The organism is Cupriavidus pauculus (genome assembly GCF_022179805.1).
GTDB lineage: Bacteria > Pseudomonadota > Gammaproteobacteria > Burkholderiales > Burkholderiaceae > Cupriavidus > Cupriavidus pauculus_E.
Genome location: NZ_BPUO01000005.1, coordinates 427,330 through 444,215 on the forward strand (window position 1 = coordinate 427,330; position 16,886 = coordinate 444,215).

14 protein-coding genes are annotated in these 16,886 nt (G+C 66.6%); 4 read left to right on the plus strand and 10 right to left on the minus strand.

Annotated elements, in window-relative coordinates; all coding sequences use genetic code 11:
• Nucleotides 1–47 precede the first annotated feature (47 nt).
• A complete protein-coding gene (gene oxlT / locus MFF62_RS12950; protein ID WP_238263514.1) occupies nucleotides 48–1,367 on the plus strand; it encodes an oxalate/formate MFS antiporter in 1,320 nt (439 codons plus the stop codon).
• A 175-nt stretch (nucleotides 1,368–1,542) separates the two neighbouring features.
• Here the strand turns inward: oxlT and shc are convergent, their stop codons facing one another.
• The gene (shc, locus tag MFF62_RS12955; protein WP_238263515.1) at nucleotides 1,543–3,516 is read right to left on the minus strand and encodes a squalene--hopene cyclase; all 1,974 of its coding nucleotides are present in this window, start codon (nucleotides 3,514–3,516) and stop codon (nucleotides 1,543–1,545) included.
• A 177-nt stretch (nucleotides 3,517–3,693) separates the two neighbouring features.
• Here shc and MFF62_RS12960 point away from each other — a divergent pair, with 177 nt between their 5' ends.
• Entirely contained in the window at nucleotides 3,694–5,247 is a 1,554-nt protein-coding gene (locus MFF62_RS12960) for a methyl-accepting chemotaxis protein (protein WP_238263516.1), read from the plus strand.
• Between the two features lie 11 nt (nucleotides 5,248–5,258).
• Here MFF62_RS12960 and MFF62_RS12965 read toward each other — a convergent pair whose 3' ends face one another.
• Together MFF62_RS12965 and MFF62_RS12970 are read right to left on the minus strand one after the other, a co-directional pair.
• Nucleotides 5,259–5,561: a DUF1653 domain-containing protein gene (locus MFF62_RS12965; protein ID WP_404990738.1), complete on the minus strand. Its 303-nt coding sequence runs from the start codon at nucleotides 5,559–5,561 to the stop codon at nucleotides 5,259–5,261.
• A gap of 56 nt (nucleotides 5,562–5,617) precedes the next feature.
• Complete coding sequence (locus MFF62_RS12970; RefSeq protein ID WP_283205338.1) at nucleotides 5,618–6,169, minus strand: RNA polymerase factor sigma-70; 552 nt, start codon at nucleotides 6,167–6,169, stop codon at nucleotides 5,618–5,620.
• A gap of 349 nt (nucleotides 6,170–6,518) precedes the next feature.
• Between MFF62_RS12970 and MFF62_RS12975 the strand changes: the two genes are divergently transcribed.
• Nucleotides 6,519–7,175, plus strand: coding sequence for a 4'-phosphopantetheinyl transferase family protein (locus MFF62_RS12975; RefSeq protein WP_238263517.1), 657 nt, complete (start codon nucleotides 6,519–6,521; stop codon nucleotides 7,173–7,175).
• Here the strand turns inward: MFF62_RS12975 and MFF62_RS12980 are convergent.
• The 4 genes from MFF62_RS12980 to MFF62_RS12995 all read right to left on the minus strand — a co-directional run bounded on the left by MFF62_RS12980 (nucleotide 7,139) and on the right by MFF62_RS12995 (nucleotide 12,325).
• On the minus strand, nucleotides 7,139–8,509 hold the full coding sequence (locus MFF62_RS12980; protein WP_238263518.1) for a lysine N(6)-hydroxylase/L-ornithine N(5)-oxygenase family protein: 1,371 nt from the start codon (nucleotides 8,507–8,509) through the stop codon (nucleotides 7,139–7,141). The genes MFF62_RS12975 and MFF62_RS12980 overlap by 37 nt on opposite strands.
• Nucleotides 8,510–8,571: 62 nt before the next feature.
• On the minus strand, nucleotides 8,572–9,621 hold the full coding sequence (locus tag MFF62_RS12985; RefSeq protein WP_238263519.1) for a GNAT family N-acetyltransferase: 1,050 nt from the start codon (nucleotides 9,619–9,621) through the stop codon (nucleotides 8,572–8,574).
• Nucleotides 9,622–9,679: 58 nt separating this feature from the next.
• Nucleotides 9,680–10,675, minus strand: a complete 996-nt coding sequence (locus MFF62_RS12990; protein ID WP_238263520.1) for an alpha/beta hydrolase — start codon at nucleotides 10,673–10,675, stop codon at nucleotides 9,680–9,682.
• A gap of 24 nt (nucleotides 10,676–10,699) precedes the next feature.
• Entirely contained in the window at nucleotides 10,700–12,325 is a 1,626-nt protein-coding gene (locus MFF62_RS12995) for a cyclic peptide export ABC transporter (RefSeq protein ID WP_238263521.1), read from the minus strand.
• A 202-nt stretch (nucleotides 12,326–12,527) separates the two neighbouring features.
• Between MFF62_RS12995 and fhuF the strand changes: the two genes are divergently transcribed.
• Nucleotides 12,528–13,262 carry a siderophore-iron reductase FhuF gene (gene fhuF, locus MFF62_RS13000; RefSeq protein WP_238263522.1) on the plus strand — a complete coding sequence of 245 codons (735 nt, stop codon included), beginning with the start codon at nucleotides 12,528–12,530 and terminating at the stop codon, nucleotides 13,260–13,262.
• Here the strand turns inward: fhuF and MFF62_RS13005 are convergent.
• The 3 genes from MFF62_RS13005 to MFF62_RS13015 all read right to left on the minus strand — a co-directional run bounded on the left by MFF62_RS13005 (nucleotide 13,210) and on the right by MFF62_RS13015 (nucleotide 16,869).
• Entirely contained in the window at nucleotides 13,210–13,398 is a 189-nt protein-coding gene (locus MFF62_RS13005) for a hypothetical protein (RefSeq protein ID WP_238263523.1), read from the minus strand. The two genes, fhuF and MFF62_RS13005, sit on opposite strands and share 53 nt — an antisense overlap.
• Nucleotides 13,395–14,555: a PepSY-associated TM helix domain-containing protein gene (locus MFF62_RS13010; RefSeq protein ID WP_238263524.1), complete on the minus strand. Its 1,161-nt coding sequence runs from the start codon at nucleotides 14,553–14,555 to the stop codon at nucleotides 13,395–13,397. Before MFF62_RS13010 ends, MFF62_RS13005 begins: the two co-directional genes overlap by 4 nt.
• A gap of 64 nt (nucleotides 14,556–14,619) precedes the next feature.
• Nucleotides 14,620–16,869: a TonB-dependent siderophore receptor gene (locus MFF62_RS13015; protein ID WP_238263525.1), complete on the minus strand. Its 2,250-nt coding sequence runs from the start codon at nucleotides 16,867–16,869 to the stop codon at nucleotides 14,620–14,622.
• Nucleotides 16,870–16,886: the final 17 nt, after the last annotated feature.

Consider the following 16,886-nt stretch of genomic DNA (forward strand, 5'->3'; position numbering starts at 1 on the left):
GCCGCATCCCCACGACATACCGACCATTCGACATCAGGGAGCGCGCAATGACTCATGCACAGACAGGTGCCTTGCACCCCAATCCTCAGGTTTCCGATAGCAGACGCTGGTTCCAGTTGCTGGTAGGCGTGGTTTGCATGATTGCCACGGCGAATATCCAGTACGCCTGGACGCTTTTCGTTCCGGAAATCCAGGACACCTTCGGCTGGTCACGGGCGAATATCCAGATCGCCTTTACGATCTTCGTGCTGGTCCAGACCTGGCTCGCACCGATCGAAGGGTATTTCATCGATAAATTCGGCCCTCGCCTTATGGTGGCGTTCGGCGCACTTTTTATCGGCTTCGCCTGGATGATCAATTCGCAGGCCACCACGCTGATGGGTTTCTACGTCGGTGCCGCAGTAGGCGGCCTGGGCGTGGGTTCGATCTACGCCACCTGTATCAACAACGCGATCAAGTGGTTCCCGGACCGGCGCGGCCTGGCAGTGGGCCTGACGGCGGGCGGCTACGGTGCCGGCTCGGCCGCCACCATCCTGCCGATCGCCGCGATGATCGAGTCGCAGGGCTTCCAGCACACGTTCATGTTCTTCGGCATCCTGCAAGGGTCGCTGGCGTTCCTGGCGGCCTGGTTCCTGCGCGCGCCGAAGCAGAACGAAGTGAAGGCGTCCAGCAAGATCTACCAGTCGACGCGCGACTACACGCTGGGCGAGGCGCTGCGCACCAAGCTGTTCTGGCTGATGCTGGTGATGTTCGTGCTGGTGGTGACGGGCGGCATGATGGCCGTGGCGCAGCTCGGCGTTATCGCCAAGGACCTGGGCGTCAAGGAGTTCAAGGTCGACCTGTACTTCTTCACGATGGCTGCGCTGCCGCTGGCGCTGATGCTCGACCGGGTCATGAACGGCATCTCGCGACCGTTGTTCGGCTGGATCTCGGACAACATCGGGCGAGAGAAGACCATGGTGATCGCGTTCACGCTGGAAGGCATCGGGATCATCGCGCTGGGCTACTTCGGTAGCAATCCGTACGCGTTCCTGATTCTTTCCGGTGTGGTGTTCCTGGCGTGGGGTGAGGTCTACTCGCTGTTCTCTGCGCTGTCCGGCGATGCCTTCGGTACCAAGCACATCGGCAAGATCTATGGCGTGCTGTACACGGCCAAGGGTATCGGGGCGCTGTTCGTGCCGATCGGCAACCTGATGATGGAAGCCACGGGCACGTGGTCGACCGTGCTCTACACGGTGGCGACGATGGACTTGCTGGCGGCGTTCCTGGCGTTCACAGTACTGCGGCCAGTGTTCGCGAACCACGTGGCGGTATCGAAACGACGATACGCCGACGAGCAGGCGGGTGCTACGCAGGTGCCGGCGTAGGTTTCTAGCTCACCGCTTGAGTGGTTTGTTTGGCTCCCCTCTCCCGCGAAGTGGGAGAGGGGCAGGGGGTGAGGGCACAGCGGTTCAAATTGCAATCTGTTGGCAAGCAGAGCCGCTGGCCCTCACCCCCACCCCCACCCCCTCTCCCGCAGGCGGGAGAGGGGAGCAAGACCCCTCACACGCCTACAGCTTCTTCCGCGCGCTTCACGTCCGTCTTCTTGTTCCCCATCGTCAGCCGCCGGTACCTGCCCAGCGCCCACAGCGGAAAGTACGCCGTGTAGCCGTGGTACTTGAGGTGGAAGATGCGCGGAAAGCCCGGCGCGTTGTGGAACGGATGGGTCCAGAAACCGTCCTCGCCCTGCGTGCGCACCAGATAGTCCACGCCGCGCTTCACCGATCCGGATTCGTGTTCACCCAGCGCCAGCTGGCCCAGCAGCGCCCAGGCCGTGTGCTCGGCGGTGCTACCCGCGTCGTGCGTGCCGGCCAGTTCGGGGTGCTGGTAGCTGTCGTTCGTCTCGCCCCAGCCGCCGTCGGCGTTCTGCTTGCCGCGCAGCCAGTCCACCGCGCGGCGCACCAGCGGCAGCTTGCGGTCCACGCCGGCCAGCGCCAGGCCGGCCAGCACGCTCCACGTGCCATAGATATAGTTGGTGCCCCAGCGGCCCCACCAGCTACCGTCGGCTTGCTGCGTGTCGCGCAGGTAGTCGACGCAGCGTGCGCGCGACGTGGCGTCCTGCGGGCGGTTGGTGACGCCCATCGCCAGCAGCATGCGGCCCGACACGTCCTCGGTGGGCGGATCGAGCAGGGCGCCGTGATCGGCGAACGGAATCGCGTTCAGGTAGTTGCGGTCGCAATCGGCGTCGAATGCGCCAAAGCCGCCATTCTTCGACTGCAGCCCGATCGACCAGTCCAGCGCGCGGTCGACGTGCGGCTGGAACCGCGCGGTCTGTCCCGTGCGCTTGCCGTGTGCGTGCAGCATCGCCAGCACCACGGCCGTATCGTCGATATCGGGGTAGTACGGGTTCTCGTACTGGAACGCCCAGCCGCCAGGCTTTGTCCCGGGCGCCGCGTTGTGTTGCCAGTCGCCCACCAGGTCGAATTCCTGGCGTGCCGCCAGCCAGTCGTAGCCACTTGCGATGGCGGCCGTCGAACGCTCGCTGGCCGGTGCCTGCTCCAGCGCCATCAAAGCCCATGCGGTATCCCACACGGGCGACAGGCAGGGCTGGCAATACGAGATGCCGTCGTCGCGATGCACGATCAGCTTCTTCAGCGCGTCCATGCAGTCGCGCCGCATCGGATGGTCCTTGGCATAGCCTCTGAGCACCATCATCTCGTAGGCGTAGACCATGGGCGGGAAGATGCCGCCAAAGCCGTCCTCGCCGTTCATCCGCTCTTCGCTCCACCGTACCGCGCGCTCGATGGCACGGCGGCGCAGCGCGCGCGGGATCAGCGGCTCAACGTGGCGTACCACGCGGTCCAGCTTCAGGAACAGCCCCTGCAGTCCGGTCTTGCGCGGAAAGTATTCCGTCTCCAGTTCGGGCGGCGTGACAAACAGTTCCTGCACGTGCACGCCGAGCGGGTTTTTGGCCCGTGCGCGCATCGAGCACAGCACCAGCAGCGGCACCATGGTCGTGCGGGCCCAGTAGGCCACTTTATCCATATGGATCGGTGCCCAACGCGGAAACAGCACGAATTCCACCGGCATGAACGGCGTGGCGCGCCAGGGCACCTCGCCAAACGTGGCCAGCAGGATGCGCGTGAAAACGTTCGACTTCGCGGCACCGCCGCGCTGCAGGATGGCTTCGCGGGCACGCACCATGTGCGGGGCGTCGGGCGAATCGCCGGCCGCCTTCAGCGCGAAGTACGCCTTGACACTGCACGAGATGTCCACGTCGCCGCCGTAGTACAGGTCCCAGGCGCCGTGACGGTCCAGTCGCTGGAGCGCGCGCAGGTAGCGGGCCATGCGGGTTTGCAGCGCCGTGTCGATCTCGTCGACGAAATGCATCATCAAGATGTATTCCGCGGTAATCGTGGCGTCGGATTCGAGCTCGAAGCACCAGTGGCCGTCGCTGGCCTGCTTGTCCAGCAATGCGTCGCGTGCGCGGGCGAGAACGGCATCCAGATCGGACGCCGGAATTTGATGGGGTGTCATGCCTTGTTGCATGGCGGCGGACGATACCATCCACCCGCCATGTTTGCAATGTAATGCATCGGCCACTTATCCCATGGTCTTATTGTCTACATATGTCTACATGACGTCTGGAGCCTACAACCATCAACGATCCCAGCCGTTAGTGCGCTGCAGCATCGACCCTCGGCCCTGTCATCCATGCCAAGCAAACTTTCGATTCGATTCCGCCTCAACGCGGCCCTGGCCATCCTGGCCGCCCTGCTGACCCTGATCGGCATCATCGGCGTATTCGGCATGCGTGCCTCGATTGCCGATATTCGCGAGATCTACACCAACCAGCTCGCTTCCACACGATTTGTGGCGGCTTCTCAACTTAACGCTGCGGTAGTGCGCACTACGCTGGACCGCGCGGTATTCCATCCCGATTCCGGCGACGTGCCGGCCACTATCGACAAGGCGGCCGCCTATCGCGAGAAATCCGAGAAAGCCTGGAGCGCCTACCAGGCGCTGGCCAAGTCCGCCGAGGAAAAGGCGCTGTCCGACAAGGTGGAAGCGCTGCGCGGCAGGTTCTTCAAGGAAGGCGTGGAGCCGCTGGTGGCTGCGCTGCGCGCCCAGGACGCCGCCGCCATCGACGCGCAGGTGATGGCGAAGATCCCGCCGATCTTCGTGGAGCTGACGGCGGCGGTGAACGCGCTGGAGCGCAACCAGAGCGATCAGGCGCAGGCCATGTACGAACACGCCACCGAGCGCTCGCAGCGCTTCCTGTGGATGGTGGTGGGTGCCATCGGCATCGGTATCGTCGGCGCGCTGCTGTGCGCCATCGGCTTGCGCCGCGCGATTTCCGAGCCGCTCGTGCGCATGCTCGAAAGCTTCGGCCGGATTTCGCAGGGCGACCTGACAGAGCGGATCCGCACGACCAGCCAGGACGAGATGGGTGACCTGACGCAGGGCCTGGGGAAAATGCAGGCGGGCCTGATCGAGGCGATCCAGACCATGCGCGGCGGCAGCGATGCCATCGCCACGGCCACGCGCCAGATCGCGGCGGGCAACCTGGACCTGTCGCAACGCACCGAGCAGCAGGCCAGCGCGCTACAGGAAACCGCCGCCAGCATGGAGGAACTGACTGCCATCGTGCGGCAGAACGCCGAGAACGCGCATCAGGCCAACGAACTGGCCACCGCGGCGTCGGCCACCGCATCGCGCGGCGGCGAAGACATGCGCAACGTGGTGTCCACCATGAGCGGCATCCAGCATGCATCGCGCAAGATTGGGGAGATTACGGCGGTCATTGAAGGCATTGCGTTCCAGACCAACATCCTCGCGCTGAACGCGGCCGTGGAAGCGGCGCGCGCTGGCGAGCAGGGCCGTGGTTTCGCGGTGGTGGCGGGCGAGGTGCGCGAACTGGCACAACGCTCGGCATCGGCAGCCAAGGAAATCGTGCAACTGATCAATGACACCGTGAGCCAGGTGGAAGCTGGCACGCAGCAGGTGGACAAGGCCGGCACCACGATGCAGGACCTCGTGCAGGCCGTGGGCCGAGTCACGTCGATCATGGGCGAGATCAGCACGGCGTCGCGCGAGCAGAGCGCCGGCATCGAGCAGGTGGGCAAGGCCGTGACGCAGATGGACCAGATGACGCAGCAGAACGCCGCGCTGGTGGAAGAGGCTGCCGCGGCCGCCCAGGCGCTGGAAGAACAGGCCGATGTGCTGCGCGCGTCGGTGTCGTCGTTCCAGGTGCCGGCGGCGGCCTGACGGCCGTTGCCTCAGGCGAGCGGCACGAAACGCAGCCGCTCGTCGTCAAGCCGCCCGTGGAACATCTCCGCCGGGCGCACCCACGGCGACGTGTCGTGCGGCCAGATATGGACGTACACGGTCAGCACTTCGTCGTGCTCGCTGTGCTTGGCTTCAAAGATGCGCCGGTACAGGCCGCCCTTGTAGTGGCGATGGGTGGCCAGCTTCAGTGCCTCGGCCTCGCTGGCTACCTTGTAGCGCGGGGTCTTGCCCTCGCCAAACGCGCTGACCAGCGCAAACGCTTCGGTAATGGCGGTGATGTCGGAATCTTGCATGGGGCGGTGTATTGCGGTGTTTCGCGGAAGAAGGGCCGCCATTCTAGCCCCAGCAGTCAGATTGCCTGCTGCCGCGTCAGCCGCGCACGGCAATGGATGCACGCATCGCGCACCATGAAGTTCACCAGCGTGGGCGATACGCCAAGCTGCGACGCGATGTCCTTCTGCGCCATGCCCTGCACGCGGCACATCTCGAACGCGCGCTGCGTGCGCTCGGGCAATTCGGCCAGCGCCCCGGCCAGCGCGCACAGCGCCTGCCTGCCAATGACGATCAGGTCTGGCGACGTAGCCAGCGACGCGGCATCCATGCCCTCGTCCTCGGGGGCCATCCATTTCTGTTCCAGCGCCTGGCGGCGGTAGGTGTCGATGGCCAGGTTGCGCACTACCTGGAACAGGTAGCTGAGCCGGCAGCGGATAGCGCCGTCGTCGGTGGCGTCGCGCAGTCGCAGGAAGGCGTCCTGCACCACGTCCTCGGCCATGTCACGCGAACCGACGATGCGCGCGGCGGCGCCCACCAGCGCGCGACGGTTCTCCATGAACAGCCCAAGCAGCGTCTCTCCGCCCATGGGCGGCGCCGGGCGGTTGCCAATTTCTGTAGCGGGAATCACGGGGGCGGCTCCATTGAGCATTACGTTGATGTAATGCGGAGCACGTACGTTAATAAGAATGAGAATGAGTGTCAATTAACTAAAAAGTAACCCTGTTGTTACTATAGGTGCAATTTTTGTCACAGTTTCAGGATGTGGGAGCTATTAAATTTCACGGCACGTCGCTCGTCTTAAGCGCGGATTAAGACGCGGCCGGCGGACTAAATATCCAGAAGGCCCATTCGTCTTGGCTTAGATGGACGTTCGAAACTTGACCTTCGCCGCGATGTGGATCCCAAGGCAACTGCCCAGCCCGGTGCCTCAGGTGGCGCTTTGGCAACTCGATCTGGAAGCCCCCAGCAGTGGGGAGATGGCGACGGACTGCCTAAGCGCCGCCGAGCGCGCGCACGTCGCCGCGCTACGCCGGCCGGCCGACCGGCAGCGCTTTGCCGCCACGCGCACCGCATTGCGCCGGTTGCTGGGGCAGGCGCTTGGTTGCGCGCCGGAAGCGCTGATGCTGGAAGCCGGGCCGCACGGCAAGCCGGTGCTGTCGATGCCGGGGGCGCCGGCCTTCAACGTGTCGCACGCGGGCGATCACGCCTGGATTGCGCTGACGCAGGCCCATCCGGGCGGTGGTGAACAGGTGGGCGTTGATATCGAATGGATGGACCCGGCGCTGGACCGCGACACGCTGCGCGGCATGGCCGAGCACTGCCTGACGCCGCGCGAGCGTGCCTGGCTGGAATCGCTGCCGCCACAGGCGTGGCGGCACGGGTTCTTCACACTCTGGACTGCCAAGGAAGCCTTGCTGAAGGCGCTGGGCGTTGGCATTGCCGATCACCTTCAGCATGTGTCGGTGGTGCCTGGCGCCGACGGCGCTGTGCGCCGCCACGCCGTGCTGCCCGAGCCGGGGCAGGGCGCCGCGCCGATGGCCGCGCATGCGGCCGCGCTGGCGCGGATCCAGCTCTATGGGCTGCAGGCGCCCGCCGGCTACGCGGCCGCAATGGCCTGGCTGCCGCCGGCCTGAACCGGTTGCGCGGTCCAGCCGCGTCCCGGGTGCAGTGCGTCGTGAATGGCGCCCGCGATTTCCTCGGCGCGCGTCGGCAGCACCGACAGCAGCGTATCGCTGAGGCCATGGCTGCTCTGGCAGAAGCCCTGCAGGTACACCGGCACGGCCAGTTCCGGCGCGGTTTGCACGCGATAGTTGCGATCCACCGAGAAGTCGCCCAGATAGCCAGCCAGCGGCGCCAGCAGGCGGCGATGGCTTTCGCGCTCGTATCCGGTGGCCAGCACCACGGCATCGTAGCGGCGGGTCTCGCAATCGGCGGTGGCCGCCGTGCTGGGCGCAGTGCTGGCAATCGTCAGCTCCACGCCGTGGGCGCCTCCATGGGCGGCCTGCACGGCCTTGCACGTCAACAGGTTCACGCGGAACTGGCCGCTGACCTTCTGGCGGTACAGCATCGCGTAGATGCGCTCGATCAGGTCGGCGTCGATCACCGAGTAGTTGGTGTTCAGGTATTCGTCGATCAGGTGGTCGCGGCCGGCCTGGGTCTGCTCGAACACCACGTCGGTGTAGGCCGGCGCGAAGATCTCGTTGACGAACGGGCTGTCGTCAGCCGGCTTCAGCGCCGCGCCGCGCACCAGCCAGTCCACCTTGGCCGACGGATAGTTGTCGTGCAGGTCGATAAACGCCTCGGCCGCGCTTTGCCCGGCGCCGATCACGGCGATGCGCATCGGCTTGCCCTCTGCGCACGGCTGCTTGAGGATCCAGTTCAGGTAGCCGCTGTGATGGCTGATGCGCGCATCGTCGCGCACGCCGGCAAACGCTTCCGGAATGCGCGGCGTGCCACCCGTGGACAGCACCACCGACCGCGCCACGCGCACGCGCTCGCGGCCCTGGGCGTCCACCGACACCACGCGCACGCGGTCGATGCGGCCGCCATCGGCCTTGCCATCGGGCTCGATGCGCTGCACGCTCTCGCCGTTGCTGCACTGGCTGGCGAAGTGGCTGGCCGTCCAGCGCAGGTAGTCGTTGTACTCCATGCGGCTGGGGTAGAACGTGCGCAGGTTGATGAAGTCCACCAGGCGCCCGTGGCGATGCAGGTAGTTCACAAAGCTGTACGGGCTGGTCGGATTGCGCATCGACACCAGGTCTTTGAGGAACGAGATCTGCATCTCGCTCTGGGACACCAGCGTGTTGCCGTGCCACTGGTAGTGCTGCTGCTTTTCCAGGAAGTGGGCGTCCAGCGGGCGGCCGGCGCCAGCCTGTTCCTGCAGCGCGATGGCCAGGGCCAGGTTGGACGGCCCGAAGCCGATGCCGATCAGGTCGTGGACGGCGGGAGAGATGTCGCGAAGCGTCATGGGTTCGGTCCTAAGCTGAAGTCGGAAGGAGGGAAGGGGCACGCCCCTTCGGTACGGATAGGTCAGGCGCGCGGTGCGTCGGGCGTCGAGGGTGCCGCCGGGGCCGGCAAGAGCAGGTGTTCGCCGAAGAACCGCTCGCGCAGCAGCATCACCAGCATGGCGCGCTTGTGCGGGAAGTCGAATTCCTTGATCTTCGAGAAGCCTGCCTTGTCCAGGTTGGCGATCTGGCGCACGTGGTCGGCGCGCGGCTCTCCCACGATGCGCTGCGTGCGCGAATCGTCCAGGAACTGGAAGTGCTGGATAGCCGGAAACCACGCGGTCAGGAACGCCTTGCCCCGGAACGCCGGCTCACCGATCAGCACGTGCCAGCCACGGTCGTGGTCCTGCGCGTCGTAGAACGGGGCGATGCGGTTTTCCTTGGCCCAGTACACCTCGAAGTAGCCGAACGGCTCGTCGTCGAACGCCGCAATCAGCGGCAGCATGTGCGGATCGTCGATCAACCCCTGCAGGTACGCGCGATGCTTGGCCTCGTCGCCTTCCTCGTTCCAGAAGTAGGCCACGTCGGGGTCGTTCATCCAGCGGTGCAGCAGCGGCAGGTCGCGCTCCAGCTCGGCCGCGCGCAGCGTCAGCGTCTTGCCAAGCCAGGGGATATGGCGCGCGTACACCACGCCGGCCGGCTTGGGCGGGCGCAGCGGATGGCGGCTGGCACCGGTCATCGTGTACTGCAGCGGATAGGCGCCGGCCGACGCTGCCATGTACAGCTCGGCACGCTGCCACAACTGGCTGGCCTGCGCCACGTTGGCGCGCGTCAGCACGCCAGCGTCCTGCAGCCGGCGCGTGGCGGCGCGCGATTCCACCTCAACGCGCAGCGTGTATGGCGCGCCGTGCGCGAACGCGGCGTCCAGCGCGGCCATCGTGGCGTGCGCCAGTGCCTGGCTGTCGGCATCGCCGTCCAGCAGGCGCAGCGTGGCGCCGTCGTACGAAAAACGGGCCGGCTGGTGGCCGTCGCGCGTGACGGTCAGCACATTGCCGTCGAGGCGGCTTTCGCAGCGCAGCGCGGGCTGGGCGGCGAAGGACAGGTGGCGTGAGAAAGGCGTGAGCTGAGTCGGCATATGGGTGTGTTCCTGACGATGCGTTGTTGTTGTCGTGACGATGCAGGGCGCGCCGAATTTAGATGGCGGCTGCCAGTTGCTCGTGGGCTTTGCGGGCGTACATCGCACCGGCCAGCGCCCGCGCGATGTCTTCGTGCGCCTGCGCTGCCTCGGCCACGATGTTGCCCATGCGCAGGAACTCGTGGACCATGCCCGCGTACTCCCGCACCGTCACGGGCACGCCGGCATCGGCCAGCTTGCGCGCATAGGCGTGGCCTTCGTCGCACAGCGGATCACACTCGGCCAGCACGATCCAGGCCGGTGCCACGCCCCGATGATCGGACGCGCGCAGCGGCGCGAAGCGCCAGTCCTGACGGTCTTGCGCATCGCGCAGGTACTGGTTGTAGAACCAGTCGATGGTCTCGGTATCGAGCAGATGGCCTTGCCCGTATTGCCGATGAGATGGGCTATCCGTGTCGCCGCCCAGCCCCGCGTAGCAGAGCACCTGCAGGCACGGCTGCGGCAGGCTTGGATCGTCGCGTGCGGCCAGCGCCAGCATGGCGCTGAGCGTGCCGCCCGCGCTGTCGCCGCCCACGGCGATCCGTGTAGGGTCGAGCCCCAGCGCGGCGGCGTGCGTGCCAAGCCAGGCGAGTGCATCGATGGCGTCGTGCGCGGCAGTCGGGAATTTGTGCTCCGGCGCCAGACGGTAGGCCACCGATATCACCGCGCAGGGCGTTCGTGCGGACAGCGCGCTGCATAGCGAGGTGTGGGAGTCGAGGCTGCCCACCGTGAAGCCGCCGCTGTGAAAATGCAGCAGCACCGGCAGGGCAGGGCCGTCGCCACGTGCGCGCGGCGCATACAGGCGCGCATCGATGTGCGAGCCGTCGCGCGTGGCGATTTGCAGCGCTTCCACGCGCGCCAGCGGTTCGGGCGGCAGATCGAGCGCGGTGGACGCCTCGTCGAATTCGCGCCGCGCCTGCGCGGGCGTCAGTTCATGGATGACCGGGCGTTTGCCCGTGGCGGTGGCAATCTCCACCATGTCCAGCAGGGCTTCGAGGTCGGGATGCAGCGGCATTGGCGCGTCTCCGGTGTAGGTAGGTCAGGCGGCGGAGGCCACTGCCAGCGGCGATGGCGTGGTGGGCGTGGCATGCGCAGCGTGCGATGCCGAATCGGCCACGATCTGCCCGTTCTCGATCTTGATCATGCGGTCGGCCAGGTCGAAGTAGCGGTCGTCGTGCGAGATCACCAGCACGGCCTTGCCCTGCGCGCGCAGTTCCGGCAGCACTTCGCGATAGAAGATGTCCTTGAACAGCGGGTCCTGATCGGCGGCCCATTCGTCCAGGATCAGCACCGGGCGCCGCTCCAGGCAGGCCACGATCAGCGCCAGCCGCTTGCGCTGGCCTTGCGACAGCGCCTGCGTGGTGAAGCGTCCGTCGCGCACGGCCACCTTGTGGCCGAGCTGGAAGCGCTGGATCAGGTGATTGGCCAGCGCCTCGTCCTGCGGGTCGTGGGCCAGCAGCGTGTCGAACAGGTGAAAGTCCGAGAACACCGCCGAGAACAGCGCGCGGTAGTCGGCCAGGTGCGCCGCATCGGCGGCCTTGCCGTTGTGCAGCAGGTGACCGGCCAGCGGCGGATACAGCCCGGCGATCAGCTTGGCCAGCGTGGTCTTGCCGCTGCCGTTGCCACCCACCAGGAACACGATTTCGCCGGCGTGCAGCGTCAGATCGACCGGACCCAGCGCGAAGAAGCTGTTCTCGGCCTCGTGGAAGTAGCGATGGCTGGCACCGTCCAGCGCCACCGAAGCAAACGGCGTGCTGGCCGTGGCGCGCGGCGGCGCCTCGGGGTCGGCATCGGCGCCCAGCGCCTCGATGCGGGCATAGGCCACGCGCCCCATGCTCAGCGCCGGCAGCGCGTTGAGCAGCGACTCCAGCGGCGACATGATGTACAGGAACATGATCGTGAAGCCGGTCATCACGGCCGGGTCCAGCGGCGTGGCGCGCGGAAAGAACAGCACGCCGCCGATCACCGCGAAGAACAGGAAGCTGCCAAAGCCCAGCGCGACGAAGAAGATCGACAGGCCGCGCGTGCGCGCGCTGCGTACCGCTTCGAGCGTGGCGCCCAGGCTGTCACGCAGAAAACTCTGCTGCTTGCCGTGGTTCAGCTTCAGTTCGCGCGCACCGGACACCAGCGCCTTGAACTGCCCGTGCAGCGCGTCCTGCGCGGCGCCCGCCTTCTTCAGGTGCACCAGCGCGCGCCGGTGGTTCAGGTGGTAGACCCACGAGCCGATGCCAAGGATGGCGCACGCGATGCCGAACGTCGGCAGCGACAGCCAGGCCAGGTAGCCCAGGCAGCCCAGCACGACCATGGCGTTGGTCAGCACCACCGGAATCACGGACAGGCCATTGGCCACGTGCTGGCTGTCATCGGCCAGCGCGGCCTGCACGCGTGCATTGCCGGTCTGTTCGATATGCGGATAGGGGGCGCCGATAAAGCGCTCGCAGATCTGTGCGCGAATGCGGGCCAGTGCACTCTGGCTCACGCGTACGAACAGCGTGGACGCCAGCGTACGGCACGCCAGCACGGCGATTGCCAGCGCCGCGAACGGCAAGGCGAGCCGGGGCGCGTCGGCGCCTTGCGTGGCCAGCACGCGGTTGATCAGGGCGACCATGCTCACGGCACAAAGGCCGGCGGCAAGGCTGGCAGCAGCGGCCAGCACGATGGTCATGCGCAGTTTGCGCGGCAGGGAGGCGATTAGCGACATGCGGACGAGGGGTAAGGGCGGATCCTGTCCTGAAAGACGCGTGGCCCCGGCGGAAAGTTAATTTCCTGCGGCCCTGGCTCGTCATGCGTAATGGGCCAGTCGTGCCGCCGGAAACCCGGGCGCGCCACTGGCCCCGATCCCCGATTTCGCCCGGCCATCCACCCGCATGCTCGACTTTCTTGCCCCTTTCTTCACTGGCCCGCTGCGACCCTTCGGCGACCGCCTGCACGCCGGCGGCGTGCCGACCACGCACGCAGCATGGTCGGCCGAGGCACTGGCCCGCTGCGCGCGGACGATGGCTTGCGACGACCCCCGCGCGCTGGCGGCGGCCTGGTTTCGGGATTACACGAAGGCGGTGTTGCCAGGTGCGCTGGTCGCCGCCACGGTATTCCGGCGCCGGCTGCCGTTCGACACGGCCGGCATCGAGATCGGCGACGACGGCCTGCTCGCCGCGCTACGTCTGGTCGATGTGGGAAAGAGTACGGAAGAGAGCCTGCCGGCGCTGCTGTCACCGCTGATGGATGTGCACCTGCCGCAGTTGGTGGAGGCGCTGTTGGTGGCGAGCCGCGCATCGCAGCGGCTGCTGTGGTGTACGGGCGGCGTCTCCGCGCACGGCATTGCCCGCCAGCTCGCCGCGCATCCGGCGCTTGGCGCCGAACGCCGTGCGGAATTGCTGGCGTGGATCCGCAACGGCGTATCGGCCGATGGCTACCAGAATCCGCTGCACGGTGCGTTCCGACCCGGCACGGAACCGGAGACGCCCGGCGTGGCGCCGGTACGGCGCGTCTGCTGCCTTAGCTATCGCCTGCCCGGCGAAGGGCATTGCGGCACGTGTCCGCGCGTGGCGGCTATCGCTGCGCGCCGCGAGCGCGCCACTGACGCCACAGCCACCACGCCGTAACGCCCACGGGCACGCCCAGGCCGACCCAGCACAGTGCGTCCCAGGCGCCATCGCCAAAAATGCCGGCGGCCAGGCCGCCCAGCGACAGCACGCCCAGCAGCGCGGGCATCGGCCAGGTATCGTCGATCAGCTTCATGCCTGGTCTCCGGACAGTTGCGGCGGCAGCGTCGAGCGCGCGTCCTCGCGGCTGCGGCGCGGGCGCTTGAGCCAGAAGATGAAGCCCGTCACCGTGGCACCGGCCGTGATAAGGGTCAGCAGCGCCCACAGGATCTGCAGCGGACGGCCCGCGTAGTCGCCAAAGTGGAATGGTGCCGACAGCAGCAGCACCTGCAGATACCATGGCATGCCGCGCACGGCGGCCACGCTGCCGTCACCGGCATCCACCAGCACGATCGCGTAGACGCGCTTCTGCAGTTCGGTATGGCCACGCAGCACCACACCATAGTGGCGGCCCGTGGAAAACTCGGTATTCGGATAGAACACAAAGGCCGCGTCCTTGCCCGGCACGGCCTGGTTGGCGGCCGCCAGCGCGCGGTCCACCGGCACCAGCGACGGCGGCGTCGGCCCGGGCAGCGTGGCAATCAGGTGCTGCAGCTCGGTCTTCTGCCAGACGCCGATGATCAGCGGCGAAAACGACAGGAAGGTGCCGGTCAGGCCCACCACCAGCGCCCACACCATCACGACGATGCCGAACAGGTTGTGCAGGTCGGCCTGCACGATGCGCACCGGCTTGCCAAAACGCACCAGCCCGAAGGCCAGCTTGCGCATGAACGGGCCATACACCACCAGGCCGCTGATCAGGCTCAGCGTGAACAGCACGCCGATTAAGCCGATGAAGAACTGGCCCGGTAGCCCCAGGAACAGGTTCAGGTGCAGCTTGAGGATAAAGCCGCTGAAGGTCTCGCCCGGCGGCCCCGGCTTGCGCGTGGCGCCCGTGGCGGCATCGAACTGCGTGGTGGTGCCATTGCGCAGCTTGGGCTCGCCCGCCGGCCCCACGCGCACGCCCACGGCGTCGGCATCGTCATCGGCGAACGAGATCGATTTGGTGACCTGGCCCGGATGGGCAGCCTGCGCGGTATCGACCAGCGACTGCAGCGACGGACGCTCGGCCGGCAAGGCCACGGTGCGCTCGGCGGCTACCTGGCCGTGGTGTTCCTGGCCCAGCAGCGCGTCGATGTCCTCGTGGAAGATCAGCAGCAGGCCGGTCACGCACAGCACCAGCAGGTTCAGCGTGCAGAGCAGGCTGGTCCATCGGTGGATCGCGTACCAGATGCGTAGCGTGGGGGCTTTCATGTTCTTGTACTCCTGCAAAGCAAAACGGCCCGCCCCGGATTGCGGGCGGGCCGTCAGGTGCTGCTTACCAGCGGTAGCTGGCCGTGCCGATGATGGTGCGGCGGCGGCCGTAGTAGCAGTTGGTCGCGCTGTCGCACGCCGCCACGTAGGTCTTGTCCAGCAGGTTGTTGATGTTCAGGCGCAGCGTGTAGTGCTTGGCAAACGTATAGCTCGCGGCCAGGTCGAACAGCGTGAACGACGGCACCGTCGTCACGTTGGTCTGGTCGTAGGTCTTGCTCACGTAGCGCACGCCACCGCCCAGCCACACCCCTTGCAGGAAGCCGAAGTCGCTGCCCAGGCGGTAGTCCGCCCACAGCGAAGCCATGTGCTTCGGAATGTACTGCGGCGTCTTGCCTGCGTTCGGCGCGGCCGGGCCGGCTTCGGTCACTTCGGCATCGGTGTAGGTGTACGACGCCAGGACGTTGAAGTTCGGCGTCACAGCCCACGTGCCTTCCAGTTCCACGCCACGCGACCGCACTTCACCGATCTGCGAGAACTGGCCCAGAACCGGCGACGTGGTCAGCACGTTCTGCTGCGTCAGGTTGAACAGCGACAACTGCGCAAAGCTGCGGCTGCCCACCGGCTGGAACTTCAGGCCGGCTTCGTACTGCTTGCCGGTGGTGGGCTTGGGCGAACCGCCGCCATACAGCGTGGTGGCGCCGGTCGGCTCGAACGACGTCGAGTACGCGAAGTACGGCGACAGTCCGTACGGGCCTTCCCACAGCACGCCGGCACGGCCGGTGAACTTGCCGTCGTTGGTGCCGGTGTTGGCCACGGCGTTGGTGGCGATGGTACGCGTATCGGTATCGACGCGCGCCTTGTCGTAGCGGCCGGCTGCCTGGAACACCAGGCGGTCTGCCACGCGCAGCATGTCCTGCAGGTAGAAGCCGATCTGGCTGCGGCGCACGTCGCTGTCGGTCTGGTAGGCCGTCCGCACGAAATTGCCGTAGACCGGATTGAAGACGTTCAGCGCCGGCTCGGTGGTCGCCGTGCTGATGCCGTTGGCCGGCGTTACCGCGGTCTGGCCCAGCAGGCGGTCGAAATGCGAGTACGTGTAGTCAACGCCGGCCAGGATCGTGTGGTCAAACATGCCATGCTTGACCTTGACCTGTGCCTGGTTGTCCACCGTGAACACATCGAACGATTCGGTCGAGCGCAGGCCCAGGCGGCGCAGCAGGTACGGGCCATTCGGCGGGTTGGCCACCAGGCCGCTGTTGCTGCCGATGTTCTCGTAGCTCACGTACTGGTGCGCGTAGCGCAGGTTCTGGCGCAGCGTCAGCGTCTCGTTCACGCGGTGCGAGAACTCGTAGCCGGCGATGTACTGCTCGCGCTTGAAGCGGTCAAAGCCCGGTTCGCCCGTGAACAGGCTGGTCGGGATCTTGGAACCGTTGGCCAGCGGCGTGATGGTGCCCAGCGCCGGCAGGAAGTTGGCGCTGTTGCCGGCGTTGTCGTGATAGATCTGCGTGTAGAGCGTGAAATTGGTGTCCGCGCTCGGGCGCCACGTGATCTGCGGCGCGATGAACAGGCGGTCGTCGCCGGCCTTGTCGGTCTGCGTGCCGCTGTCGCGTGCCAGCGCGGTCAGGCGGTACAGCACCTTGCCGTCCTGGTCCAGGGCGCCGGTGAAGTCACCCGATACTTCCTTGCGGTCGTAGTTGCCGAAGCTCAGGTTGATCTCGTTCGACGATTCGGCCTGCGGACGCTTGCTGACCTGGTTCACCAGGCCGCCCGGCGACGTCTGGCCATACAGCACCGACGACGGCCCGCGCACGATGTCCACGCGCTCCAGGCTGTACGGATCGATGTCCCAGTAGCCGTAGCCACCCGACCATGGCAGCTTCAGGCCGTCCAGGTACTGGCCGTTCTGCGCCGCGTTGAAGCCGCGGATGTAGAACGTGCCGCGCCGGGTGTCGACGATCGGCTGGGTACGCACGCCGGCGCTGTAGCGCAGCGATTCCTCGATGCTGGTCGAGCCCTGGCTGCGGATCTGGTCAGCGGTGATCACGCTGATCGACTGCGGCGTGTCCTCGATCGGTACGTCGGACTTGGTGCCCGACGTCGATTTCTTGCCAACCGGGCCGTAGTTCTCGGCCACGGTGTCGGCGCGCACGCTGACGGTCGGCAGCGTGGCCTCGCCGGTGGCTGCCGGCGTGGCGGTCTGCGTGGTGGTCTGCGCATATGCAGCCTGCATCGATACGGCCAATGCCAGCGCGGTCAGCGCGAACGCTTGACGGCTCCCCTGGGTCTGGGCAGACCCGCCGTTTTTACCCCTTTTCATATTTCTCCTGTTTTCTG